Origin of the sequence: Streptomyces sp. NPDC089799, assembly GCF_040684755.1 — a bacterium.
Lineage (GTDB): Bacteria > Actinomycetota > Actinomycetes > Streptomycetales > Streptomycetaceae > Streptomyces.
On record NZ_JBFBGR010000003.1, the window covers coordinates 119,951 to 143,574 of the forward strand.

Consider the following 23,624-nt stretch of genomic DNA (forward strand, 5'->3'; position numbering starts at 1 on the left):
GGTTACTTCTCTCCTGCGGTCGTCGAGGGTTTGATGTCGGTGATGAGGCGCTCCATGGCGTCGCCGAGAACGCCGCGCACGCCGTCCGCCGAATCCGCCCGCGCGATGACGTACCCGAGCCGGTCGTACGAGTTACGGGCGGGCCGGACACGGCTGCCCGGGGTGGCGAGCAGACGGACCTGCGACACGCCTGCCACCGCACGCGCGTCCTCGACCCCGCGGATGTCGAGCAGCTCACCGCTCTCTTCCGCGATCAGGAACCTGATGCCTGCCCATGCGCCGTGGGCCGCTCCGCTCCAGAACACCGGCATCCCGGCAGCCGAACGGAGCTGTTGCTCCAGCAGGTCCACTCCGGTGGCCAGGCGGATCAGCTCGGGGATCATGCCACCGGCCGGCCGCGGGTTGATCTCCACGATCGCCGGACCGCTCGCCGTCATCTTCACCTCGGTGTGAGTCGCACCGAGACGCACGCCCACGGCGTCCAGCGCCCGTCCGACCACTGACCGGATGTCCTCGGCCATCCGCTCGTCGAGCGGTGCCGGGAAGACGTGCTGGTTCTCCACGAAGTACGGGTCGCCCCCGACGGTCTTCTCGGTGATCCCGACGCAGTGGTGGCCGTCCGCTCCCGTGAACATCTCCACGCTGTACTCAGGGCCCTCCAGGAACTGTTCGACGAGCACCTCGCGGGCGGTCGGCATGCCGCGCACGTTGACCTGGACGCTCAGCACCCGCTCTGCATGGGCAGCGGCCTCCTCGGCCGACCCGCACAACAGGACACCGTTAGATCCGGAGTCGTCGACCGGCTTGACCACACAGGGGATTCCCGTAACGGACACGGCGTCCGTCACGGCTGCACGCACAGCGTCCTCGCCGACCACGGCAAAGCGGGGCTGACCGACGCCGGCTTCCTCCAGGCGGGCCCGGAGCGCCGCCTTGTCCCGGCACAGGGTCATCGCTTCCGCGGGGTTTCCGGGCAGCCCCAGCCATTGGGCCAGTTCGGCCACGGTCGGAACGTAGAAGTCACTGGTCGTGGTGATGCCTGCCAGGTCCGTGCGCCGGAATCGGCTCTGGATCGCGGCACGCACCTCTGACAGCTGATTGGTGTCGCACGTCACGACCTCGCTGCCCGTCTCCTCCAAGCCGACGTACCGCTCGGGGCGTCCCGTCAGGAGCACCGGCCGAAGACCCAGGTCACGCGCCAGACCGAGCGCCGCCATGCCGGTGCCCGTGGTGTTGGACTCGATGAAGAGCAGGTAGCGCGGGTCGTCGTTCGGCTGCTTCACGACCGCCCTGGACCAGGATTGGACGGGGGTCCCGTACTCCACCCACTCGGGTTCCGTCGCGCGTTCCATCTCGGCCAGTCGGCTCTCGGTCCACCACTCGTCGCTGTAGACGGTGTCCGTGTAGCGATCTCCTCGGTCGGGGAAGATCCCGACGATGCGTGATCCGTTCGGCGCCTCACGGGCGAGTTGTTGCAGCACTTGGTACACCGACCCGGCGGTGTTGCCGGCGAAGACCGCCTGGTCCCGTACGAGATCGCGGGACGCTGCGAAGGCTTCGTGATCATTGAGCCAGTGCACCTCGTCGACCAGATCGTGGTCGAGGTTCGCCGGCAACAGACTGTTGCCCAGTCCGCTCTGGTAGCGCTTCGGACGATCGGGTTGGCCGAACAGCACGCTGCCCACGCAGTCGACACCCACCACGCGCAGCGAGGGCAGTTCACGCCGCATCCTCCGGGACGTACCGCAGAGTGAGCCGCCACTGCCGACGGCGCCCACCAGCACGTCGACCGTGCCCAGGTCCTGCAGGATCTCCTCGGCCACCGCCGCGTAGGCGCCGGGGTTGTCGGGATTGCTGTACTGCTGGGGCCAGAACGCACCCGGCAGCTCCGCCATCAGCTCTTCGAGGCGCTCCAATCGCGCGCTCTGCCAGCCTTGTGACGTCATTTTCGGGACCACGTGGACCGTTGAGCCGAGCGAGCGCAGCTTGGCCAGGGTCAAGCGGTCGATCCGAGGGTCGGTGACGATGTGCACTTGATGTCCGAGGAGGGCGCCCACCAGGGCGACGCCGAGGGCCATCGTTCCTGACGAACTCTCCACCAGGGGAGCCCCATCGGCCAGCGCCCCGGTCCGCTTGGCTTCGCGGACGATGTGGTAAGCGACGCGGTCCTTCATGGCGAAGAGGTTCTGCATCTCCAGCTTCGCGTACACCTCGGTACCCGGAGAGGATTCCATCCGAAGCCGGACCAACGGTGTATGACCGATTGATGCGTGGACGCTGTCAAAGAGCATGAGCCGTTCCTTCGAACGTGTGGGGGCGAGAGCTTTGTCGAATGGTGTCCGGCCCCAGAGAGCGGTACGTCTCCAGGCTTCCGGGAACCGAAGCGAGGAGGCGCCGAGCCAGCGCGATCTTGGTCGAGTGCTCCGGGTCCTGCTCCGGCAGAAGGATGCCGAGCATGGTTCCGCTGTGGGCCAGTACGAGTCCCAGACCGTCGACTTCCCGGCAGACCCTCTCCATGGCGGAGAGCGCAGCGTGAGGGCGCAGCTTCGCATTCATGAAGGCGCTCTTCGTCGCAACCTGACCGACGGTGCGCAGGTCTCCTTCGCGGACTGCGGCACCGAGCACGGCCAGCAGCCTGCTGTACTCCAGCTTGTCCTCGTGGTCGAAGGGCTTGGGGATCTGGTTGAATCCCAGCGTGTCCACCTCGCCGCCCTGGTCGTGAGCAAGAATCGTGAGGGGTGGCAGTACGCCGAGTTCCTCCTTCAACCGGACCGACCGGTGGTAGAAGGAGACGACTCCGGGATACATGACGCCGTCCGAGGGCTCTATGCACCGCAGATAGCCTTCGATGCTCTCCGCATCGAGCGGCCGGCCCAGCGCGTCGGCAACGGCCCGGGCGCTCGCCACGAGGTCCGCAGAAGAGCTCGCGAATCCCTTGCCCACCGGAAGGTCACTGTGCAGGGTCAGCTCTCCTCCCCACGGCACCTCCAGGTCCTCCAGCATGTGCTTGACGAGCAGCCGGGACTTCTCCTTGTAGGCCGGGCGGACCGTCACCTCATGCGATCCGGCATTCGGACGGAAGACTGCCGTCGTCCAGCGCTCGATCGGGAACGTCACAAGGAAGTCCTGGTCCTCCTCCGGCAGCACCCCTTGCAGGAGTTCTCCGAAGGTGCCGAACGACCGGCCGACGCCCGTCGCCGTCGCGTCCGGCTCCAGCACTGGCGTATTCACGCGGGGCCCTCCGTTCCGAGGCCGAGCAGGCGGTCCGTTTCGAGGGCACCCACCGCGCTGAAGTCCACCCGCTGCTGCCACTCTTCTCGGAGGCGCTCGAATTCGGCGTGCTGCTGGTCCAGCAGTTCCAGCACCGCGTCGGGGTGCACCGATCCCGACGTTCGCTTGCCGTACAGGCTCCCCTCGACGTCGAAGGCGTCACCCAGTAGTCCCTCCGGCTGACGGACCTGCTGCCCGTTCGACCGGGCGGCCTCGACGAGCAGCGCGGCATCCGGTTCCCGCGGGGTCCTGCCGGCGTTCATCGCCGCGACGATGTACTGCCCGGAGATCACCTGTGCCGTGCGCCAGGGAATCCCTTCACGTGTGGTCAGGAGGTTCGCCAGGGTGAAACCGCCGAAGAAGTCCCTCTCACAGGCGGCGGCCATACGGTCCACGTCGAAGGACATGTGGTCCAACACCGCGGTGAAGAGGCGCAGCAGCGAGTCCGTCGTGTCGAAGGCACTCTTCAGGTGAGCGCCTGCTTCCTTGGACACCTCCACCAGGTTGGTGTACGGGGTGTTGCGCTGGCCGAGAACCATGTCGAAATGGAAGGCGCTGAGGTGCCCGCTACGGCCACGGATGCGCTCCAGCACCGGAAAGTTCTTCTTCTGCGGCATCGCCGAAGAGATTCCGCTGAGCGAGTCGGGGAGGTCTATGAATCCGTACTCACTGCTCCCCCAGGTCAGCAGATCGGTGCTGAACCGGCTGACGCCGAGGCCGAAGAGGGAGAGCTCGGCCGCGATCTCGGCGGCCCAGTGCCGTGAAGCGACGCCCGTCCACGCATGGGGCTGCGGGGCCGGCAGGCCGAGCAAGCCGGCCATCCGTTCGCGGTCCCAGGCGAGTTCCTGCCCCGCCATCGCGCCGGAGCCGAGCGGACTGAGCGCTGTGGAGTCGTACGTGGCGAGCAGTCGTCGCGACGTGTGCAGGGCGTGTTCGGAGAGGGCGGCCAGGTAGAAGCCCGGAGTGACGATCTGAGCGGCCTGGAAATGGGTGTAACCGGGCATGGGGTGGTGACGATGCTGCATGGCGAGGCGATGAGCTGCGCGCCCGAACTGCATCAACAGGTCGGCGGTGGAGCGCAGACGTTCGCATGCGAAGAGAATCTGGGCCGAAGCCTGCAGGTCGTTGCGGCTCCGGTCGACGTGCCAGTGGATCACGGTCTCCGGCTGTGTCGCTTCGGTGTAGCGCTCCAACGCGAACGCGATATCCGACATGTTTCCCTGCGGATCCGCAGCGGGCAGCTCGGTTCGGGCACGGTCCAAGGCCTGCCCCAGAGAGGCCGCCTGTTTATCGCTGACCAGTCCCATGCGGAGGTACTCCACGGCAAGGACCTTTTCGATCAGGATGTACCAAGGCAGCAGGTGAGTGGCCTCGTACTCATACTGCGGCTGCAGGACTTCGTCATGCAGCAACTGGCTGGGGCCGCCGGCAATGCGCCCGCTCATCGCGTTCCCCGAAGTCCGAGGGATCGTCATGTCAAGGACCTCCGCAACAAAATCGATGGTTTCTCGTGGCCTGTCGAGAGACTGGAATGCCACATGCCTCAGGGACGCCCATCCAGAAGAGCGTCGAGCTCTTCCGGGGACAAGGAAAGGATCTTTTCCTCCAGCAGCCGCGAGACCTTTGCCGAGAGGCGCGCGATGGTGGGGTTGTCGTAGACATCCTTGGGCGTCAGATCGACGTCGAACCGCTGACCGATCCTGGCGACGAGGCGAACCGCGAGAAGCGACTGCCCGCCGAGATGGAAGAAGTCCTGAGTCGTGCTCGGATCCTCCAGGTCGAGGAGACTGCTCCAGATTTCGGCCACCGTGGTTTCCACGGGGCCTTCCGGTGCGGTGTGGTCCTCGTCGCGGAAAGTGTGAGTCAGGTCCAGCTCGCCCAGCTTCCGCCTGTCGATCTTCCCATTGGAATTCACCGGGAAGCGTTCCAGGAAACTGATCGAGGACGGCTGCATGTAGTGCGGCAGGTAAGAAGAGATGTGATCCCTGAGTTCCGGCACCTCGACCGGTTCACCGGACTGCATCAATGTCGCGTAGGCAACGAGTCGAGTGAAGCCATTGGCAGACCGGTGGACATCGACGACGGCCTCTTTGATCTTCGGGTGCCGCGTGATGACCGACTCGATTTCACCGAACTCCACTCGCATGCCCCGGATCTTCACCTGGTGGTCCGCGCGCCCCAGGTAGTGGAGATTGCCATCGTGGTCCCGGTAGCCCCGGTCACCCGTCCGGTACATGCGTCCGCCCGGGGACCAAGGGTCCGGAAGGAAGCTGTCCGCGGTCTTCGAGGGATCTCCGACGTAGCCCCGCGCCAGCCCGGTACCGCCGATGAACAGGTCTCCGCTCTCGCCCGGACCGACCGGTTCGAGGTCTCCGTCGAGCACGTGGACCGTGTGGGGTGGAAACGGCCGGCCGATGCACACAGCCGCTCCAGCTCCGGCGTCGTCCGCGGAGCAGGTGTGACTGGTCGAGTCGATGGACACCTCGGTGGCACCCCAGGTGTTGTAGAGCATCGCCGACATCGAGGCCACGAACCGCTCCACCGTCGCCGGCAGCAGTGCCTCACCACTCGACACCACGCTGCGCAGGTCGGGCAGATCGACCGCATCGGCATCGGCCGCGTCCAGGATCGCGGTGAGCATGCTGGGCACCACCTGGAGGAGGACGGTCCGGTGCCGCGCGGCCGCTGCAAGGATCGCCTTGGGGTCCCGGTGCTGCCCGGGAGCGAGCAGCGCCACGGTGCCTCCGTAGGCCAGTGGCCAGAAGAGCTCCAATGCCGCGTCGTCAAAGCTGAGCGTGGTTTTGTGCAGAACCGTTTCGCCCGGCTTGATCCGGTGCGTTCGCTGCATGACTTCCATACGGTCGGACCAGCCGCCGTGGGGGCAGGCCACACCCTTGGGCACGCCGGTGGAACCCGACGTGAAGTACACCGAGATCAGGCTCTGCGGCGTCAGGGTGACCCGGGGCCTGATTGCGGCCGCACGGAAGATCGCGGCCTCGTCCGCGTCGAGGCGGCAGACGGTGACGGACTCGCCGAAGAGTCCTTCGTAGCGCTGCTCCGTCAGGCAGAACCGTGCGCCGGCCTGACGCATGATCTGGTCGACCCGGTGCATCGGCAGCTCCGGGTCGACGGGCACGTAGGCGCCGCCCGCCTTGAGGATTCCGAGCAGGGCGGCGATCAGGGCCGGCGATCGATCCACGCAGACCGCCACGGGCTCGTCTGCATCGACTCCGAGGCCGATGAGGTGGTTCGCGATGCGATTGGCCCTGACCTCCAGCTCCATGTAGCTGAGCACGTCGTCCCCGAAGGCCACCGCGAGGTCATGCGGCGCCGCGTCCACCCGGGACTCGAACATCTGGTGCAGATAGCCAGGTGCCGGAGCATCCCCGAACGTCTCTGTTCCGACCAAAGTCCTGACTCCTTCTTTCTCGATTCCGGTCTTCAACTCTGGGTACGCGGCGTCGTTGGCATCGCCAGCAAAGCCTTTTTGTCGATCTTCCCGTTGGGCGTGAGAGGGAACTGCTCGATCTCGTTGACGGACGCCGGGACCATGTGGGAAGGGAGGAGTGAGGAACAGGCACGGCGAATGTCCGTCGCCGATACCCGGGTTTCCGGCTCCTGCGTGTAATAGGCGGCGAGGCTCAGGCCGCCGTTGCTCTTGATGCCTACGACAGCGGCTCGCCGCACCCCCGCTACGGAGAGGATCGCCGCCTCGACCTCACCCGGCTCGACGCGGTACCCGTTCACCTTCAGCTGATCGTCCAGGCGCCCCACGAAGTGGAAGTCCGTTCCGTCGAAGGAGACCTGGTCCCCCGTGATGTAGCAACGAAGGCTTCGCCCGTCACGGTGCTCGAGCGTCCTGAACCGCTCGGCGGTGAGCACTTCGTCCCCGAGGTAGCCGAGGCCCACGCAGTCGCCCGCGACCACGAGCTCTGCGGTCTCGGACTGCCGGAACGGACGGAGCTGTCCCTGGTCAAGACAGAGCAGTTCGGCTCCCACCACGGCATGCCCGATCGGCGGGTGGTCGGGCCACCGCACCGGATCTCCGTCGAGCCGGTACTGGGTGACGACGTGCGTCTCGCTGGGTCCGTACTGGTTGACCAGCTCGATCCCGGAGGTCCGGCAGAATGCCCGAACCTCCTCGTTGATCACCAGACGCTCCCCGGCCACGGCGATCTCGCGCAGTGTGGGGAGTTTCGCCGGCAGGGCTTCGGCCACCATTGCAAGGCTGTGCAGCGAACCCACAGGGGAGAACAGCCGTGCCGTGCGATGGAAGTTCACGAGGTCGACCAGAGCGAACGGATCCCGCCGCTCGCTCTCGCTCACCATGACGAGTTCGGCGCCGGCCAGCCATGTGGCGACCATGTCCTCGTATATGACGTCGAAGCCGATCGACGCGGAGTGCAGCGTGTGCGGCAGGTCCTCGTGCCGCCAGTGATCGAGGTGCCAGCGTCCGAGATCCGCGAGGGTCACCCACGGAACGACCACCGTCTTGGGAGTACCCGTAGAACCCGATGTCGCAATGGCATAGGCGACTTCCCCCTCGACCAGGCGGTGATCCGCGGGAGCCTTCCTGAGGTCCTCCCACGTCCGCTGCGGGATGTGGGTGTCAAGCTCCGTGGACGGGTGCTCGTGGACGAGCACCGCGGGAACGGCGCCTCGAAGGATCCGCTCGATCCGTGCGGGAGGCATCGTCGGGTCCAGGGAAAGCACGCCCGCACCAGCCCGCCAGGCCCCCAGCACCGCCGTGCACCGTCTCCAGCTGCGGGTGGCGAAGACACCGACGATGTCTCCCGTCCCTACTCCCTGGCTACGAAGGCCTGCTGCGATGGCTGCGGATTCCCGATCGAGCTCCCTGTACGTGAAGCGCTGGTCCTGCTCGACCACCGCCACGGAAGATCCGTGGTTCTCTATCGCGGCGACGAGGGTCTTCATGAATGACATATCGAACCCCTCAGAGGAATCGTGACTGTGATCAGGATCGATCGAGGCGGGCGCTCAGCGGACGCATGTCCGACCAGACCGTGCTCACATGGGACAGGCATTCCTCACGGGTGCCCCGCTTCCCGACAAGTCGCCAGCCTTCGGGGACTTCCTTCGACGCCGGCCAGATCGAATACTGCTCTTCGTGGTTCGTCACGACTTCGAAGATCTGGCCCGAACGGTCGTCACTCATACTTCTGCCCTTTCCGCACTTTCAGTCATGCGTACGTCTGCACCGTGCCCGGTTCCTACAGGTCATCGGCTGCGAGGAGCAGGTCGAGCTCCTCCTCGCTGAGTTCAGCGATTTCTGCCTCAATGGAAGCGGCTTCTTCCCCTGCCTCCCGCACCAACACATCGATGTGAGCAGCCAGGTCGCTCAGAACTGGCTTGTCGAAGACCACGCTTACGGTGGGTTCGATGTCCCACTCCCGGCGAACCCGCAGGACGAGCCTCGTGGCCAAGAGGGAGTTCCCGCCCGAATCGAAGAAGTGCGAGGTCCTGTCGATGGGGATATTTCCCAGGACCTCGTGCCAGAGGGAAAGGAGCCGAGCAAGGGTTTCGGGATCTGCCTCCGCCGCCGACGACACGGACTCCGGAACGGACGACAGGTGTTCGCCACTCATGGACACCGGTCGGCGGTGTGTCGCCCTGAGCTCCCCGACCGAGACTTGGGTAGGCGAGAGGATTGCCGAGAGGGCAGCCGAGTAGTCCCGGGCCAGCCCTTCCACCGTGGACCGGTCGAAGAGGGACGCTGGATACTCGAACCAGACCCTCAGTCCCCCGTCCCAATGGGACGACTTGAGTTCGAGATCGAACTTGGCCGTTCGCGTCCGCAGTTCTTGCAGCTCCGTTATTTCGAGTCCGCGCAGAACTGGCTTCGCCGGCGCCCGGTTCACCGTGCACATGACCTGGTAGACCGGATTCACCGAGGCCCGGCGATCCACTCCCAGAAGGTCGACGACCTGGTCGAACGGCGCTTCCTGCCGGGCCAGGGCCTGCACGGTCTTTTCCTTGACCTGGGCCAGTACCTCCGACAACGTATCCGCGGCAGAGACGCTGAGCCGGATCGCGGCGGTGTTCACGAACAGGCCGACGACCGACTCCCACTCCGGTCGGGCGCGGTTGGCCAGGGGTGTCCCGATAACGATGTCATCCGCTCCTGACCACCGGTGGAGCATCGCCGCGAAGGCCGCGGTGAGCACGTCGAAGGTGGACGTGTGAGCCCGCCACTCCAACAGACGTGCCGGTAGCTGCGGCGGCACGTCGACGTCGACCCATCCGCCGAGCCTCGTGGAGCCGCCGGCCTGCCGTGACCGGTCGAAGGGCAGTACGAGCTCACCGGGCAGGGAACTCAGTTCGGAAGACCAGTACGAGAGCTGACTCTCGTACGCACCGGACCGCATGCGCTCCGACTCCCACACCGCGAAGTCCAGGTAGCCGAGAGAGTCCTCGTCCTTCGCGCCCCGGGGAGCCGTCCCACATCCTTCGGACTCCACGCTGTGCGAGGAGTAGAGGTCGCCGAGCTCCTTGAGGAATATGTCCTCCGACCAGCCGTCGCTGACGATGTGGTGGATATTGATGAGGAGACAGGTCTCCGAAGGAGTGAGGCCCCAGACCGCTGCGCGGACGAGCGGCTCCGATTCGAGCGAGAACGGCCTGTTCGCCTCTGCCTCGACCTGCTTCTGGAGCTCGGCCTCCCGTTCTGAGGCCGGAATGCCGCTCAGGTCGACGTACGGCAGGGCTATCTCGAGCCTCGGAGCGATGACTTGGACGACTTCGTCGTCCACGGTCGCGAACGTCGTACGAAGTCCTTCATGCCGGTCGATGACCGCATTGAGGGCCTGTCGCAGAGCATCCCGACACAGCTTCCCCTCCAGCCGGACCATCAAGGGCGTGTTGTAGGACGGGGTGTCTCCGTCCAGCTGGTGGAGGAACCAGATGCGCCGCTGGGCGGCGGAAGCCGGCACACCCGTGCGACGGCTCTGACGAACGATGCGATCGCCCTCGAAAGCTCGCTCGTTCCTCGCGAGTATTCGCCTGATAATTTCATCTGAATCGCGCCCGGAGAGGGTCACTTCGCACTCCAAAATACTTTGCCGAACTCTGGCTACCGAGAGCGTCCGGCTTCGGCGAATCGCCCGACCTTCCCGATGACGTCTTCGCTGTACAGCCGGACGGCCTGTTGCAATGAAAACTCCGCCATGTAGGCGCGGAACGAGTCCGGCGGCTCCTCGGACAAGTTGACCATTCTGCGGTTGGTCAAGACCGCAGGATTGTCCAGGCGATCCAGCGCCCTTTCAGCAGCAGCGCCCAGCTCCGCCGGGTCCACCACTTCGTCAATCAGCAACCTGGCGTCCGGCTCCGTGGCCCATATCCTCCTGCCGGAGAGAATGACCTGACGTGACGTACGGCTCCCCGCCAGCCTGCCCAACCGGAAGTTGCCGGCCCCCGGGATGATGCCCTCCTGCGCCGCCGGCAGTGAGAGGTACGAGTCCGCACCGGCCAGCACCTGGTCGAAGGCGAACAGAAGTTGGGTACCGCCACCTATCGCAAAGGTGTCCACAGCGGCCACCCAGGGCTTCTCGATCGTCCGGGACTGCCACGACCGATCGTGCTCGACCAGAACACCACGGATGATCTTGCTGATGTAGCCGAGCTCCCGCTTGAGCAGGAAGTCGACGAGCGAGATCTCGCCCGCATGCAGGCTCTTCAGGTTGATTCCGGAGCTGAACACACGGCGGTCGCGGTACCGCGGATGGGTCATCGGGCCGCCCCGTACGAGAGCCACGTGGACCTGGCTGTCCAGCAGCACGAGGTCCACGGCCGTCTCCATGTCAGCGACCTGCTGGTTGTCCTCGGCGTTGAGGCAATCCGTCCTGCACATCGTCAGGTGGGCGGCGGTACCCCGGCGCTCCAAGTGGACGGAGGGCAACTCCACCGTCCCATTGGCCTGGAATTCCGGTAGCAGGCTGAGGGCCCGTTCGGTCGGCCTCAGCATCGATTCCGCCAGGTGGGTCCCGGCAGTGGGCGATGCGAGAAACGCACGGATCAGGAGGCCCTGATCGATTTCGCGCCCCTCCTTCTCGCCCTGCAGCCTGGCCTTTTCCAGAGCCATGTGCTCGCGCGAGGGAACGAGACCCGGTACCGCGTCCGCTGCGGCCTCCATCAGTTCGGGCAGGCGCAGATCGAGGCGACGTCCCTCGGTCAGATCCTCGTAGAGGGTCTCCGCATGCTCCTGTAGGAAGGCTTGTCGAGCCATGCGTGCCCAGCTCTTCGCCTCGATGGCCTCTTCCTGTTGGGCGGCGGTCCGCTTCGGCCTGTCCGGAAGCGCTGCCAGCACCGCCTGTTCCCGCTGCGCCGCCTCCAGGACCACGCGCGAGGCCTCGGTCCGGCTGCGCCTATCCACGCAGCGGCTCGGCAGCGTGTCGCAGTACTCGGTCACAGGCGGCGAGATGACTGCCCAGCGCGTTCTCGAAGGACGTATGGGCAGCGTCGAAGATCAGCTGTCGGCGCACTCCGTATTCGCGCGATGCCGAACCCGACACTTCCCGGGCTCGGTCGAGGGCCGCGGTCATGTCTTCGACGACTTCATCGATCAGATTCAGCTCCAGGGCGCGGGTGGCCTCGATCGGGCCCTCACTCACGGAAACTCGTCGTGCGGCGACGACACCGACCTGGTTGGCGATGCGGTACAGCGACATGCCGGGCCACATGCCCTCGGAGTCCCGCTGCGGGACGAGGCTGGCGGTGCGCACGGCGATGCGGTAATCGGTGGCCATCAGCGACTCGAATGCCGTGCCCCCGCAGTCGCCGGCGAGCACGCTGACCGTGGGTACGGGCAGTCGCTCCAGCCTCCGCAGAGCCCGCTCCCACTTGTTGACCAGGGCGAGCGTCACATCGTCCGATGCGTTGTCCGACGGAGATCCCGTCAGCTGCACGATCCCCGCGACCGGGCGCGGTCCGTCCTCGATCTGCTGACAGAACTCAGCGACCGCCGCAACGGCCTTGGCGTTCAACGGCTGGCATCCGTCGACGCTGAGGATCCGAAAAGATTCCGCCTGGTCCGGGCTAGGCATGGTCATAGCAGTTGTTACGCCTCTCGATTCGTTTCGGTTCGGTTCGGTTCAGTGACGGCTCACCAGCGAACGAGCGCGCATTCGATGGTCGATCCTGGGCCCATAGTCATGAGCACGCCATATTCGCCGGGGTTCACGACCTTCTCCTGAGCCAGCCGTTCGTAGGAGAAAAGGAAGGACCCGCTCGACAGGTTTCCGTAGTCGCGGAGGACGCTGACCGTGTGACGGACATCGTGCCGGGTCAGACCGAGATTGACGGCGACCGAGTCGATGACCTTCTTGCCGCCGGAATGCACCAGCCAGTGAGCGATATCGGTCCGCCCCAGCCCGGTACCGGCCAGGAGTCGATCAACCACTCGTTCGGCATGCCCGCCTACGACATAGGGGATATGCGGATCGAGATAGAAGCTGAAGCGATCCTGGGAAGAGTCCCAATCGTAGCGCATCGCATCGATCGCGTCGGTGATTATGTAGCTGGAGAATTTAAGAATACGGGGACCTCGCGAAGACCCCTCTCCGGCGACCACAGCGATTGCGGCGGCACCGTCGCCAAAGAGACTGTTCACCACAGATGTCCGAAGCGTACCGTCAAATACGTAGGCAGCCGAGCACGATTCGTCACACAGCATGACAGCCAGCTCGCCCGGGTTCGCCCTGGCCCAGCCATTTACCGCATTCAAGGCGTTGAGGCCGGCGTTGCATCCCATGCCGACGACGTCGAGCCTGCTGCAGCTCGGATCGATGCCCGTCTCCTCGATCAGCAATGCACTCAAGCCCGGCGTAAGGAAACCTGTCGATGTGACACAACACAGGTATTTGACGTCGGCCACCGTCGCGTTTGCCGCTTCCAGGCACTTCTGCAAGGCGGCCGCCCCCATGGCGACGCCCTGGCTCTTGTGCTTGGCCAGCAGTTCACCCTGCTCCTCCAGGACCCTGGAGCCGTCCGGCCCCTCGGGGGGCAACGTCAGATTCCGCCGCTCGATGGCCCCGTTCAGGAATACGGACCTGATCTTCGCATCCTCGATCTGGAATATGTCCAGGATTTCGCGTTGGGAGTAGGCGGTGGGCGGTACCGCGGTTCCCACCCCAGCGATGGTCGCCAAATCCGGGGTGTCGATTGCCGTGGGTGGGGCATCGGCCAGCACGCCGGCATGCGGCAGCGTGTTCGCGTAGGTCATCCGAGTATCCAATCCTGGCTCCTCCTCGATGTGAGTCGGGAAGACTGCAGTGCTTCAGGGCTGATTCTGGTCCGCCACAAAGGCAGCCAGTCTGGCTATCCCTTCAGTGATCTGACACTCGGTCAGGTTACTGAAGGACAGACGGATCTCCCGGCGCGGACGGCCGTCTGCATAGAAGTGGTGGAGTGGGGTCCATAGGACACCGAATTCTTCCGCACTGACGCGCAGCAGATCATCTCCCGCAGGAAAGGGAAGAGTGACCAGACAAAACAATCCACCGGTCGGCTCGTTCCAAGTGACGCCAGAGGTACCTGAGGAGGGGAATCGCTCGGCGAGGCAACCCAAGAGGTGTTTCCGGTTACGCCGATAGACATCCACTTCCGCACGGTTGGACCGACGGAGGTCGAATCCGTCCGTCAACAGCCTCCCACCGATGATCGCCTGGGCGATCGGAGAGGTGTTGACAGTCACCATCCCTTTGATCTTTGCTATCTGGTCCGCCAGGAGTCCTCGGCGTCCCTCGGGAAGCACAAGTTCCTGATCCGCGACCACAAACCCGACTCGTGCGCCGGGGATCCCTGTTTTGGCGTAAGTACCAAGGTAGATGACCTGTTGGTGGCGGTCGATCGACTTGAGGGTCGGCAGAGTCTCGCCATCGTCAAAAATTCCATACGGATTGTCCTCGATGATCAAGATTTCCAGCTCACGGGCCAGCCGCATGAGGGACTCGCGGTCAGAACGGCTCATGCGTATGCCGCTCGGGTTGGAAAAGTCAGGAATGAGATAGAGCACCTTGGGGCGCACACCCGCCCCCCTCGCTTCCCGCACCGTCGTGGCCAGATCGTCGAGGTCCACTCCGTGGGGGCCGGATCCGACTTCCAGGACCTTGATTCCGGCCAGCTCGGCAGCACCGTACAGTCCGACGTAGCATGGGGCGACTGCGAGAACCGCATCGGATTCCTCACGACGGAGCGTCATGAGGGTCGTCGTGAGGGCCTCTTGACATCCGACCGTGACGACGATCGACTCGGGACCGACGGAAATACCCTCATCGACTCGGAGGTTCTCCGCGACCAGCTCGTTGATGATGCCCTTCGTTCGCCCGTACTGGAGGATCTCTCGACGTGCGGCAGCCTCATCACCGCCCTGGCGGTCGACCGAGTGTGCGTAGTAGGTATCCAGATAGTGATGGATGAGATCCAGGTCGAAGTTTCCTTCGTACGGCCTGCCGGCCGCGAATGAAATCGCGTCAGGAAAGTCGAGCGCCACTTCGTTGAGGAAGTTGATGGACTCGCTCATGGGTGCGGTGACGGATCGACTCAACTCATCGATTTTCAGTTGCTTCATCACTCCAACGCCTGTTCACGAATTAACTGGATACTCGAACACTCCTGCAGTTCTGGTACCCCCGGACGACCCCATGTTGATCACACCGTTCACGCCCGTGGGAACAGCGCGAACAAATGCTCCTGCGTACCCATGCGGCATGAGAAACGGACTCCACACCGCATCCCAAGACGTGGCAGCACCCGACACGGGATCAATGACTTCCTCGGGCCTTGGAATCACTCGACGCTGGACGACGTGACCGGCCGCCGCTCCTGCCGAGAGGACCTGACGCCACTCGTCCCGTGAGACTTCCCATCCGGCGACGCACCCCTGGCCTCCATGACTGGAACCAGGTTTGACGATGAGGTTTTCCTGGTCTTCCATGCAGGCTTCGTGCACCCCGATGGAATTGGAATCGAGAATCCTCGTCCAGGGAATCATCCGATCGATGAGCAGGCGCTCGGCATGCGAGAAGGCAGGGCCGTCGGCGCTCCCGGACAGCATTGCGAGACAACGTTTGTTATGGAACAGGCCGCTCTGGGGTGTCGTCCAAAGGACCACGTTGCCCAGCTCATGCGATCGAATTATCTCTTCCACGGCTCGCACGCTGCGGGAATCACAAAATACATCGGGATCACTGAAGTAACGAAGAACTACGTGGACCCGTTGACCCCGGAGAAACAGTTTTCCGTTTCTGTTCTCAATTTCTTCGAGAGTGCCCAGGATCAGGTCCACTCCAAATTTACGGAGGCAATCCTGAAGAGAGCGGTACTCGTGAAGATATTTTTCGATCTCCCCGTTTCCCTCTATCAAGGCTATGGTAGCGCTGCCGCCCGTGACAATCGTAGAGGCTGCCAAGAGAAGGCACCGTGCAAGATTTTCCCCGGTATGGACATGCGTCAGTTCTCGTTCAACGGAGAATTCGCGGAAGCGCTCGTTACGCAGGTGGTCGATAGATACCTCGGAGGTGATCACACCACCCAACGCACTGTGAATATTGAACTCCAGCAACTTGAACGACTGGCCATCGTGGTACAGGTCAGCGCGGCCGTACAGATCCGGAGGGCCGGCGAATCGCTGAAACATGGCCATCTTTTCAGGTTCCAGCCCAAGCGCCTTGCAGTACGCGTCCCGGTCACCGCCGAACAGGCGGTCAGGAAGCTGAGTCATGATGTGGAACAGATCCGTCAGATCCGATACGCACCGGAGCATCTCGTTCTGCGATACGAAGAACGGGCGGGGCAGGAGTCGATTCTCCTCCACCCAGGGAAGGCGCTCGACGATACCCCGTGTGAGGTCGAACGCTCCTCTTTCACTCTCGCGGCAAGCCGCATTGTATGTGGCCGTCATTGAATCCTGCACGACACCCTCGTTTCAAGCTCACTGACTGCTTTCAGTCAGTGGGAGGTCCAGCGTCATGATGATCAGGTCCGAGAAAGTGCCATCGGGCTCTTCCATCGCATCGGAAATGAGCCTTTCCTCTCGGAATCCCTCCTGCATATACAGGGCGCGGGCTCGTTGATTTCCTGGCTTGACATCAAGCCACACCATCGTCGCGCCGTGCAGCGTACGGGCGCGTTCGATGGCCGCTCGGAGCAGTGCACGGCCGTGGCCGGCGCCCTGCCATTCGGCTCCGATGACCACTCGGCGGATCTCGATGACCGACGGAACGCGGCCCAGTCCGGCAAGGACGACGAAGCCAATGACTGCGGCCCCGTCCAGCATGGCCGTGAGGTGCTCCTGGGTTTCATCGGAGATGGATCGACGGTGCCAGTGCTCACCCGTCTCGCCCAGCCAGCAGCGAGTGTGGGGCTCGGTCTCAAACTCGACCATTCGGCACAAATCCACTTGCTGAGTCGGCTGAAGTCCAAGCTGCTTCAACTAGTTCACTCCCAAAGCTTCGTCCCAGCGCGGACGGAGGACCTCGATGGTCGCCGGGCATGGCGACATGACCTATGTCCGCTTCGACGGCAGCCGTCCACACCCTCGCCATCGCGGGGTTGGGCTGCTCCAGTAGGCATCGGGCACCACGAATCGGCACCGATGCGCGCACCGGCATCCGCAGGGCATGCGGCACCGGGCCTGAACGTGCTTCAGTTCCGTCGCGCACTCAGCGCGACGTCGGCCGGTCTCACGACCCGCTCACCCAGAATTCGCATGACAGTCCCCGTTCCCCGTTGCGTCAGCACTCCGTGACCCCACCTCAAGTGGGTTGCCGCGCCTTCATGGTTGGCGCCGGCAAGGTCCAGCTCGGCCGACCTGAAGATCATTAACGATCTACGAACAGGAAGTTAGCACGAGCAACACGTTACGTAGCGTGATTAGCCTCACATGTCGCGGCCCCCGTCCTGCCGCGACCCGACCGATGAAGGTCGTCACCACGAAGCAGGTTCGGCATGGCCAGTTGGTCCACAGGCCATGCCGAGGGGCCGTCACGATGCGGGCTCGGACACGCCGCCCTCCCCGGTCCTGCGTTACGGCTGTGGGGAACGGCGCGTCCGAGCCCGCATCGGATGGAAGTCTGACACATCCATCCGGCACATGAGCTGCAATTTTTTCCGCCCTGGGGGCGTAATTCCGGCCATCTTCCACCCTGCCTCATCCGGGCGAGGTCCCAGGCGCTCGGGCCCGCTCCCGACCGTTCTCCCTTCTCTTCGCCCTGCCACCTCAGCCCAGAGCGGGGCGGAGGCCGATCACATGCCGGACACCGCAAACCGCTGGGACAGGGAAGTGGGTTGGGGTTGCGGGGGATCGAGAGGCGGCCGCCACCGCTGATTTATCTGCAAGTGCAAACATGTGCGCGCCTCCGTACGATGAGGCAGCGTGCCCAGGAGTGCTCTGAGCCGTCGTCCGGCTGCGTTCAATGTTTGATGCAGTGCCAGATTCCAGCCATCTTCCGTTGATGTTTATGAGCCTGCGACGCGGCTCCATCGCCACCTACCCGCCAAGTTCAAGAAGCCGCCGCACTCACCGCAGCCGTCACGGTGAGGGCGACCGGCGTGAAGGCGAGGTGCGGGTGACGGGCGCGGCTCGTTCCAGCACGGGTTCGAGCGCGGCCCAGGCTGCAACGGGGTCGTGCTCGGCAAGGCGGAACACCGCGAGGACACTGCAGAGCTCGCCCCTGGCCCGGTGCTGGTCGGTGGGCATCGCGAGCCCCACATGTGCCTGCTCGAGGAATCCGAGCTGGGCCTGCGTGGCAATGATCCAGGACACCACTTGTGTCGCCAACGCATGCTCCCCGGCCTTAGAAGCTGTTGTCGTTCCGATCTTGAGGGGTGTGCGTCGAACGGGAGTCTCGATCGGGTGATCGCCGCTGGCCGCGGGCATGAAGGCAGGGCCTCTTGGTAGCTCGGGGTTGCGAAGCCAACCGCGATCCAGGAGACCCTGTTGCCGCAGTTCTATGTGCTCGCGCCGGTGGAGTTCAACTCGGCGTCTCCGGGGTGTGATTGTGTCGCCCACCGGTTCGGAAACGCAGCCGATCACCCGGAACGTGTTCGGCGGTATCCGTCGGACATGACGGATGCGGAGTGGGAGAAGGTCCGGCCGCTGCTGCCGGTGCCGGCCTGGCTGCGCGGCCGGGGCGGGCAGCCGGAGGCGTACTGCCACCGCGCGATGCTGGACGCGATCCGCTACCTCGTGGACAACGGCATCAAGTGGCGGGCGATGCCCGGGGACTTCCCGCCATGGGACCGATTGTATGCGTTCTTCCGCCGCTGGCGCGACCACGGCCTGGTTGAAGGAGTTCCACGACCGGCTGCGCGCGAGGATCCGCGAGAGAGAAGGGCGGGACGCGGCACCGACGGCCGGTGTGATCGACTCGCAGTCCGTCAAGGCGGACGCCGGATCGGACAGTCGCGGCTTCGACCGCGGCAAACTGGTCAACGGGCGCAAGCGGCACGTCGTGGTCGACACGCTCGGCCTGCTGCTGGGCGTGATGGTCACCGCCGCGGACACGGGCGACCGCACCGCCGCCCGCGTGCTGCTCGGGCAGGTCGCCGACGTGCACCATCGGCTGGAACTGGTCTGGGCCGACGGCGGCTACACCGGCAGCCTCGTCGCCTACTGCCTCACCACGCTCGCGCTGGTCCTGGCGATCGTCAAGCGCAGCGACGACATGCGCGGCTTCGTGGTGCTGCCCAAGCGGTGGATCGTCGAGCGGTTCTTCGCCCCCCTGATGCGCACCCGCCGTCTGGTGCGCGACTTCGAACGCCGCACCGCCAGCGCCGAGGCGATGGTCTACTGGTCGATGACCCTGCTCATGACGCGCGGCCTTGCCCGGCCGGGCCATGGGCGAGGGTGAACTGGCCCGGCTGTCGTTCGGCCAGCCAGCCCCGCGCGACCAGGCGTTTCACCTTCGACCGCAGCGCCTCCACCTTGGCCGGCACCGCGTCCAGGCCGAACATCACGGCCAACTCCTGGCAGGGCAGCGGCCCGTGATGGAGCCGGTGCCGGTCCGCGGCGGCCTCGAGGATGCGCTGATGGTCCACCGACAGCACCGACCAGGCCAGCCCCTCACGCCACACCGGCACCTGCGACTTCGGTTTCGCCGCCTGCCTGGGCGCCGAGCCCGCGTCCGCGTCCCGTGGGCCGGGGCTGCCTCCTCATCAGCGATGTTGCCGCCGTCCGGAGCCAGGACCGTGCCCACTCGCCTGCGGGCGATCGCCCACTCCTGCCATTCCTGCTCGGCCGCGGCCAGCTCGGCCTGGATGCGATCGGCTTCCTCACGCAACCCGTCGACTCGACGGCGAGCGGCGAGCTCGTGCTGTTCCAGCAGTCCGACGACTGACGGCATCCGCAACCTCCCGGGGAGCGACGACACGACACGCCACCACTCCCACCGAATCACCGACCCTATGCCTGACCAGCGAAAACACCGCCCTCAGGTTCGGAACGACAACAGCCACTAACCTCGATCTTTCGTGACGGACCGTCGGATTCTCCGGCGGTCCGTTTCGGCTTGTCGGGTCAGTGACGGGTAGGCCGAGGGCCCGGCTGTCGCGTCGGGTGTGCGCCGGGTTCCACGGCTCCGGTGGGCGGTTCGAGTTCGTCGGGGTGGGCCGTTGTTGCTGGTCAGCCAGGGTTCGGGAGTGCGTCGAGCCGCTGGATCGCGCTGGTGATCACATCCGTCCAGGGCCAGTGGTGGGTGAATCTCAGGTGCCGGCGGCGGCCGGTGGTGACGAGCTGGGCGGCGGCGGAGAACAGCCGCAGTCGCAGGCGGCGGGGCTCCCAGAGCCTCGGGTTGCCGGTCAGGGCGAGCATCGGCAGCCAGGCCAGCAGGTCGAGGGCGAGCTGGACGATCTCCAGCCAGATCCGGTTCTGCGCGGTGTCGTGGAGAGGCAGGTTCCGCAGGCCGGTGGCGCGCGCATTGCGGATCCGGTCCTCGGCGCGGGCTCGCTGGCGGTGCCGTAGTTCGAGTGCGGCGATCGGGACGTCGGTGGTGTTGGTGGCGAAGCAGGTCAGCCGCAGTCCGTCGGCGTCGGTGAAGCGCAACTGGGCGCCTGGGTGGGGACGTTCCTTGCGGACGATCAGCCGCATCCCCCTCGGCCAGCCCTTCAGGACGTCACCGTCGAGTTCGGCGGTCCAGGCGCCTTCGCGGATCTCTCCACCCGGTTCGACGGCGGGCGTCCAGGCGGAGGCGGGAACCTTCAGGACGGCCTGGTGGATGGCGTCGGTGATGGTCATCCCGACCGAGTACGACAGCCACCTCCCCCGTTTCGCGAGCCAGGCCACGAACTCGTGGGTGCCGCCGCCGGAGTCGGTGCGGAATCAAGGTGGAGCGGCCTCGTCGATATCGCTTGGGAAGCTGGGCCAGGGCGAGCCGGGTGGCGGTGATGTGATCGGCGGCGGTGTTGCTGCCCGCGTTCCCGGGCCGCAACAGCGCGGCCACCGGCTCTCCGGTGCCGCCGCGTCCATGGTCGACGAAGCCCATCAGCGGATGATGTCCGTAGGTCTTCTTCCAGGTCGCGGCCGCGTCCTGCTTGTCGGAGTGGGCAAGGACCAGCACCCCGTCCAGGTCCACGGTCACCCGTCCGGTGGCGTCCGGTGACAAGGTGCCAGCCAACTTCCAGGCTCGCTCGCGTACTTCGGCCCGCGCCGACCGGATCGCGGTCAGAGTCTTCGGTCCGTCCGCGGCGAGCTTGTCGATGAGCCGGGAGACCGTCGGGTCGGAAGCCACCGGACCGAACACGGCCGGCGCGGCCCGCAGCATCGCGACATCCGCCAGGCAGTCCCCGCCCAGCGCGACCGCCAGGGCCACATCCAGCAGGATCTTCCCCGGATCATGCACCGCCCGAGGCCGCCGCCACGGCGCGAGCGCCGCCGATATCGCGGTGTCCAGGCCGCTTTTGCGGACCGTCTCGACCAGCAGCACCCCTCCGGCCTGGGACCACCGCCCGGCCACCGCCCTCGATGCGGACACGCGGATAGGACCCGATACGCTTCTTCACCTGAGGAGTGCTTCTTTCCACGCGACGACCTGGACCCTAGACAAGTCCCATCGTTGCAGGTCAGGAGCACTCTTCGCGTTTCCGGTCATGCATCGGACACCCAGCCACGTGAAAGCCCGAGGCTAAGACCGACCGGCAATAGGCAGCCGTTGGCGAGTGATCGAGCGGGGTGGATGCAGAGCGGGCACGGGTCCGCGTGATCATGGAGTTCTCTACGCTCAGTGATCACGAAGGACGGCCGTGCCCGCGCTGCCATCTTGCATGCTCGAACCCCTCTGGGACCAGTTCGTTGCGCTCCTGCCCGCCCGGGGAGAGTTCGCTGCGAACCACCCGCTGGGCTGCCGCCGGCGCCGGATCGCCGACCGGACAGTCTTCGAGCACGTCGTGCTCGCGCTGGTCCACGGCTCAGGCTACGAGCGCATCTCCACTCCCGGATGCTCCGACCGTACGATCCGACGGCGCGTCAAACAGTGGGCTGAACTGGGGATATCCGAGAAGGTCCACGCCCTGGCGCTTGAGGCCTACGACCGGATAATCGGCCTCGGGCTGAGCGAGATCTCGGTGGACGGCTGCATAACCAAGGCCCCGTCCGGCGGCGACAAGGCCGGGCGGTCACCGGTGGACCGGGGCAAGCAGGGGCTGAAACGATCCGTAGCCTCCGATGCCTGCGGTGTCCCGCTCGGGATCGTCTCCGACGGGGCCAACCGGCACGACTCCCCTCTGCTCGGGCCCACCCTGGACGCGGCGAAGGAGCAGGTCGGCGCGATGCCGGAGACCGTCAACGTCAACCTCGACCGCGGCTACGACAGTGCCAAGTCGCGTGCACTGATAGCCGAGGTGGGTTTCACGGCCAAGATCGCACGCAAGGGAGTGCCGGCCCCGATCCAGGCCGGCAAACGCTGGGTGGTCGAACGCACTCACTCGTGGATGAACGACTACGGCAAGCTCCGGCGCTGCACCGAGAGGAGCGGCGCGGTCGTGGACTTCTACCTCTACCTCGCCGCCACCTTCGTCACGCTCCGCATGCTCATCCGACGCTCGACGATCCGCTACCGCTGGGACGGTCGGCCCACCACCCGACGCCTCAAGTGATCCATTTGCCGGTCGCGCTAAGGCTCAGTGAGGTTTTCTCAACGATGATCACTTCCAGATTCCGTTGAGGGCGAGGGCGGCGCGCGCGATATCGCCGATCCGGCTGGGGCTGAGCGTGACGTGCTGCAGAGTTCGCCACCGCTGCTTGAGCTCGGCGGCGGTCCGCTCGCCCAGAGCCCGCACGTGTCGCAGCAGGGTGTTGAACATGCGGGTGTCCACGTGAAGTGCTTGTTCGGACTTGCCTCTTGGTCGTCGGACGGGGATGCGGATGCCGATGCCCGCGCCGATGTAGCCCTTGTCTGCCAGGGTGGGCAGGCCGTCGGCCGCCGCCTTGTACAGCGCGGGAAGGGCGTGGATCCGGGCAGCGGTGATGTCGGGGACGCTGCCGGGTTCGACCTCGGAGACCCACAGCGGGGTGCCGTCCGGCGCGGCGAGGAACTGGATGTTGCCGCCGAACGCCTTGTGTTTCTGGCTGAACCACAGGTCGTTGCCGTTGTCGCGGACGCCGGCGAGGCGGTCCGATTCGATCAGCGTGCCGTCGAGGATCACGTGCGTCGTGCCCTCGCGCCGGCAGCGGGCGAGGACGTCGTGCAGATCCGGGGCCTGCTCGGCGAGGACGTCGATGCCCTCGTGTAGGTAGCGGTAGCCGGTGGCCTGGGAGACACCCGCGTCACGGGCCAGGCAGTGCACGCAACCACGCTCACGGAACCAGCGCAGCACGAGCACCGCCTGGCGGAACGGCCCGAGCGCGCGGGACCTTCTCGGGGTGCCGATCCGGCGCCGGTGAGCGGCCAGGTGGCGGGCGAGAAACTCGACAACGTGGCGCGGGACGTCGAGCGTGGCACTACAGGTGACCAACATGAAGCCTCTGGTTCAGCGGACGATCTTGTGAGGGAGACCTGTCCTACCAGGGGCTTCACGTGTGTCCATTCACGGGTGGGCGGCCCCGGCTGAAAGTGTCGGGGCCTGCCTCGATGATCCGCTACTGGATGACCTCGTAGATCTCCTTGTAGCCGGATGTCGCGTTGCTGTTCAGCGTGTTGATCAGCGACTGCGCGTTCTCGTCCGTGAAGGACCCTCGTTCCATGGTGAAGTACTGGTCGAGGCTGTCGAATTCCCATTGGCAGACGACCGTGTCCATGGGGCCGGCGTAGTCGACGTAGATGCGCCGATTCGTGTACCCGGCTTCTTCAAAGACCTTGGTGAGGGTCTTGAACGCTGCCACGATCTCCGGCGCTTTCCCTCGTTCG

Annotated in this window: 18 protein-coding genes and 3 pseudogenes; 3 read left to right on the forward strand and 18 right to left on the reverse strand. The window is 65.3% G+C overall.

Going from position 1 to position 23,624, the window contains the following annotated elements:
• Window positions 1–2: 2 nt before the first annotated feature.
• From AB0O36_RS03710 to AB0O36_RS03775, 14 genes are all read right to left on the reverse strand, one after another.
• Entirely contained in the window at window positions 3–2,291 is a 2,289-nt protein-coding gene (locus tag AB0O36_RS03710; protein WP_365103544.1) for a pyridoxal-phosphate dependent enzyme, read from the reverse strand.
• On the reverse strand, window positions 2,281–3,231 hold the full coding sequence (locus tag AB0O36_RS03715; protein WP_365103547.1) for a kinase: 951 nt from the start codon (window positions 3,229–3,231) through the stop codon (window positions 2,281–2,283). The genes AB0O36_RS03710 and AB0O36_RS03715 overlap by 11 nt, the downstream gene beginning before the upstream one ends.
• Window positions 3,228–4,715, reverse strand: coding sequence for a lyase family protein (locus tag AB0O36_RS03720; protein ID WP_365103550.1), 1,488 nt, complete (start codon window positions 4,713–4,715; stop codon window positions 3,228–3,230). Before AB0O36_RS03720 ends, AB0O36_RS03715 begins: the two co-directional genes overlap by 4 nt.
• A gap of 98 nt (window positions 4,716–4,813) precedes the next feature.
• Window positions 4,814–6,679 carry a non-ribosomal peptide synthetase gene (locus tag AB0O36_RS03725; RefSeq protein WP_365103552.1) on the reverse strand — a complete coding sequence of 622 codons (1,866 nt, stop codon included), beginning with the start codon at window positions 6,677–6,679 and terminating at the stop codon, window positions 4,814–4,816.
• A 32-nt stretch (window positions 6,680–6,711) separates the two neighbouring features.
• The gene (locus AB0O36_RS03730; RefSeq protein ID WP_365103555.1) at window positions 6,712–8,214 is read right to left on the reverse strand and encodes an AMP-binding protein; all 1,503 of its coding nucleotides are present in this window, start codon (window positions 8,212–8,214) and stop codon (window positions 6,712–6,714) included.
• Between the two features lie 31 nt (window positions 8,215–8,245).
• Window positions 8,246–8,446 (reverse strand): MbtH family NRPS accessory protein, encoded by a 201-nt coding sequence (locus AB0O36_RS03735; protein ID WP_365103557.1) that lies wholly within the window; start codon window positions 8,444–8,446, stop codon window positions 8,246–8,248.
• Window positions 8,447–8,501: 55 nt separating this feature from the next.
• Window positions 8,502–10,328 carry a condensation domain-containing protein gene (locus tag AB0O36_RS03740; protein ID WP_365103560.1) on the reverse strand — a complete coding sequence of 609 codons (1,827 nt, stop codon included), beginning with the start codon at window positions 10,326–10,328 and terminating at the stop codon, window positions 8,502–8,504.
• A 32-nt stretch (window positions 10,329–10,360) separates the two neighbouring features.
• Window positions 10,361–11,695 carry a (3,5-dihydroxyphenyl)acetyl-CoA 1,2-dioxygenase DpgC gene (gene dpgC / locus AB0O36_RS03745; RefSeq protein ID WP_365103563.1) on the reverse strand — a complete coding sequence of 445 codons (1,335 nt, stop codon included), beginning with the start codon at window positions 11,693–11,695 and terminating at the stop codon, window positions 10,361–10,363.
• Window positions 11,652–12,269 carry an enoyl-CoA-hydratase DpgB gene (gene dpgB / locus AB0O36_RS03750; RefSeq protein WP_365103566.1) on the reverse strand — a complete coding sequence of 206 codons (618 nt, stop codon included), beginning with the start codon at window positions 12,267–12,269 and terminating at the stop codon, window positions 11,652–11,654. Before dpgB ends, dpgC begins: the two co-directional genes overlap by 44 nt.
• 119 nt (window positions 12,270–12,388) lie before the next feature.
• On the reverse strand, window positions 12,389–13,507 hold the full coding sequence (gene dpgA / locus AB0O36_RS03755) for a 3,5-dihydroxyphenylacetyl-CoA synthase DpgA (RefSeq protein WP_365103569.1): 1,119 nt from the start codon (window positions 13,505–13,507) through the stop codon (window positions 12,389–12,391).
• A gap of 54 nt (window positions 13,508–13,561) precedes the next feature.
• Window positions 13,562–14,854, reverse strand: a complete 1,293-nt coding sequence (locus AB0O36_RS03760; RefSeq protein ID WP_365103572.1) for a PLP-dependent aminotransferase family protein — start codon at window positions 14,852–14,854, stop codon at window positions 13,562–13,564.
• A 15-nt stretch (window positions 14,855–14,869) separates the two neighbouring features.
• Window positions 14,870–16,198 carry a hypothetical protein gene (locus tag AB0O36_RS03765; RefSeq protein ID WP_365103574.1) on the reverse strand — a complete coding sequence of 443 codons (1,329 nt, stop codon included), beginning with the start codon at window positions 16,196–16,198 and terminating at the stop codon, window positions 14,870–14,872.
• 18 nt (window positions 16,199–16,216) lie between these two features.
• Window positions 16,217–16,717 carry a GNAT family N-acetyltransferase gene (locus tag AB0O36_RS03770; protein ID WP_365103577.1) on the reverse strand — a complete coding sequence of 167 codons (501 nt, stop codon included), beginning with the start codon at window positions 16,715–16,717 and terminating at the stop codon, window positions 16,217–16,219.
• 1,098 nt (window positions 16,718–17,815) lie between these two features.
• On the reverse strand, window positions 17,816–18,064 hold the full coding sequence (locus AB0O36_RS03775; protein ID WP_365103580.1) for a hypothetical protein: 249 nt from the start codon (window positions 18,062–18,064) through the stop codon (window positions 17,816–17,818).
• 285 nt (window positions 18,065–18,349) lie between these two features.
• Here AB0O36_RS03775 and AB0O36_RS03780 point away from each other — a divergent pair.
• Window positions 18,350–18,514 (forward strand): annotated as a pseudogene (locus tag AB0O36_RS03780) (transposase); the annotation flags it as partial.
• A 19-nt stretch (window positions 18,515–18,533) separates the two neighbouring features.
• Window positions 18,534–19,136, forward strand: coding sequence for an IS5 family transposase (locus AB0O36_RS03785; RefSeq protein ID WP_365103582.1), 603 nt, complete (start codon window positions 18,534–18,536; stop codon window positions 19,134–19,136).
• Here the strand turns inward: AB0O36_RS03785 and AB0O36_RS03790 are convergent.
• A pseudogene (locus tag AB0O36_RS03790) lies at window positions 19,093–19,628 on the reverse strand (hypothetical protein). The gene AB0O36_RS03785 and the pseudogene AB0O36_RS03790 overlap by 44 nt on opposite strands.
• Window positions 19,629–19,906: 278 nt before the next feature.
• A pseudogene (locus AB0O36_RS03795) lies at window positions 19,907–21,282 on the reverse strand (IS1380 family transposase).
• Window positions 21,283–21,522: 240 nt separating this feature from the next.
• Between AB0O36_RS03795 and AB0O36_RS03800 the strand changes: the two are divergent.
• Complete coding sequence (locus tag AB0O36_RS03800; RefSeq protein WP_365103585.1) at window positions 21,523–22,374, forward strand: IS5 family transposase; 852 nt, start codon at window positions 21,523–21,525, stop codon at window positions 22,372–22,374.
• Between the two features lie 48 nt (window positions 22,375–22,422).
• Here the strand turns inward: AB0O36_RS03800 and AB0O36_RS03805 are convergent, their stop codons facing one another.
• Window positions 22,423–23,232, reverse strand: coding sequence for a transposase family protein (locus AB0O36_RS03805; RefSeq protein WP_365103962.1), 810 nt, complete (start codon window positions 23,230–23,232; stop codon window positions 22,423–22,425).
• A 124-nt stretch (window positions 23,233–23,356) separates the two neighbouring features.
• Window positions 23,357–23,599 carry a hypothetical protein gene (locus tag AB0O36_RS03810; protein ID WP_365103591.1) on the reverse strand — a complete coding sequence of 81 codons (243 nt, stop codon included), beginning with the start codon at window positions 23,597–23,599 and terminating at the stop codon, window positions 23,357–23,359.
• Window positions 23,600–23,624: the final 25 nt, after the last annotated feature.

Bases quoted from the DNA above. Each gene is read 5' to 3' on its own strand.
- AB0O36_RS03710 (WP_365103544.1), bottom strand. From the start codon at position 2,291: ATGCTCTTTGACAGCGTCCACGCATCAATCGGTCATACACCGTTGGTC.
- AB0O36_RS03720 (WP_365103550.1), bottom strand. From the start codon at position 4,715: ATGAGCGGGCGCATTGCCGGCGGCCCCAGCCAGTTGCTGCATGACGAA.
- AB0O36_RS03730 (WP_365103555.1), bottom strand. From the start codon at position 8,214: ATGTCATTCATGAAGACCCTCGTCGCCGCGATAGAGAACCACGGATCT.
- AB0O36_RS03735 (WP_365103557.1), bottom strand. From the start codon at position 8,446: ATGAGTGACGACCGTTCGGGCCAGATCTTCGAAGTCGTGACGAACCAC.
- dpgA (WP_365103569.1), bottom strand. From the start codon at position 13,507: ATGACCTACGCGAACACGCTGCCGCATGCCGGCGTGCTGGCCGATGCC.
- AB0O36_RS03760 (WP_365103572.1), bottom strand. From the start codon at position 14,854: ATGAAGCAACTGAAAATCGATGAGTTGAGTCGATCCGTCACCGCACCC.
- AB0O36_RS03785 (WP_365103582.1), top strand. From the start codon at position 18,534: ATGCGTTCTTCCGCCGCTGGCGCGACCACGGCCTGGTTGAAGGAGTTC.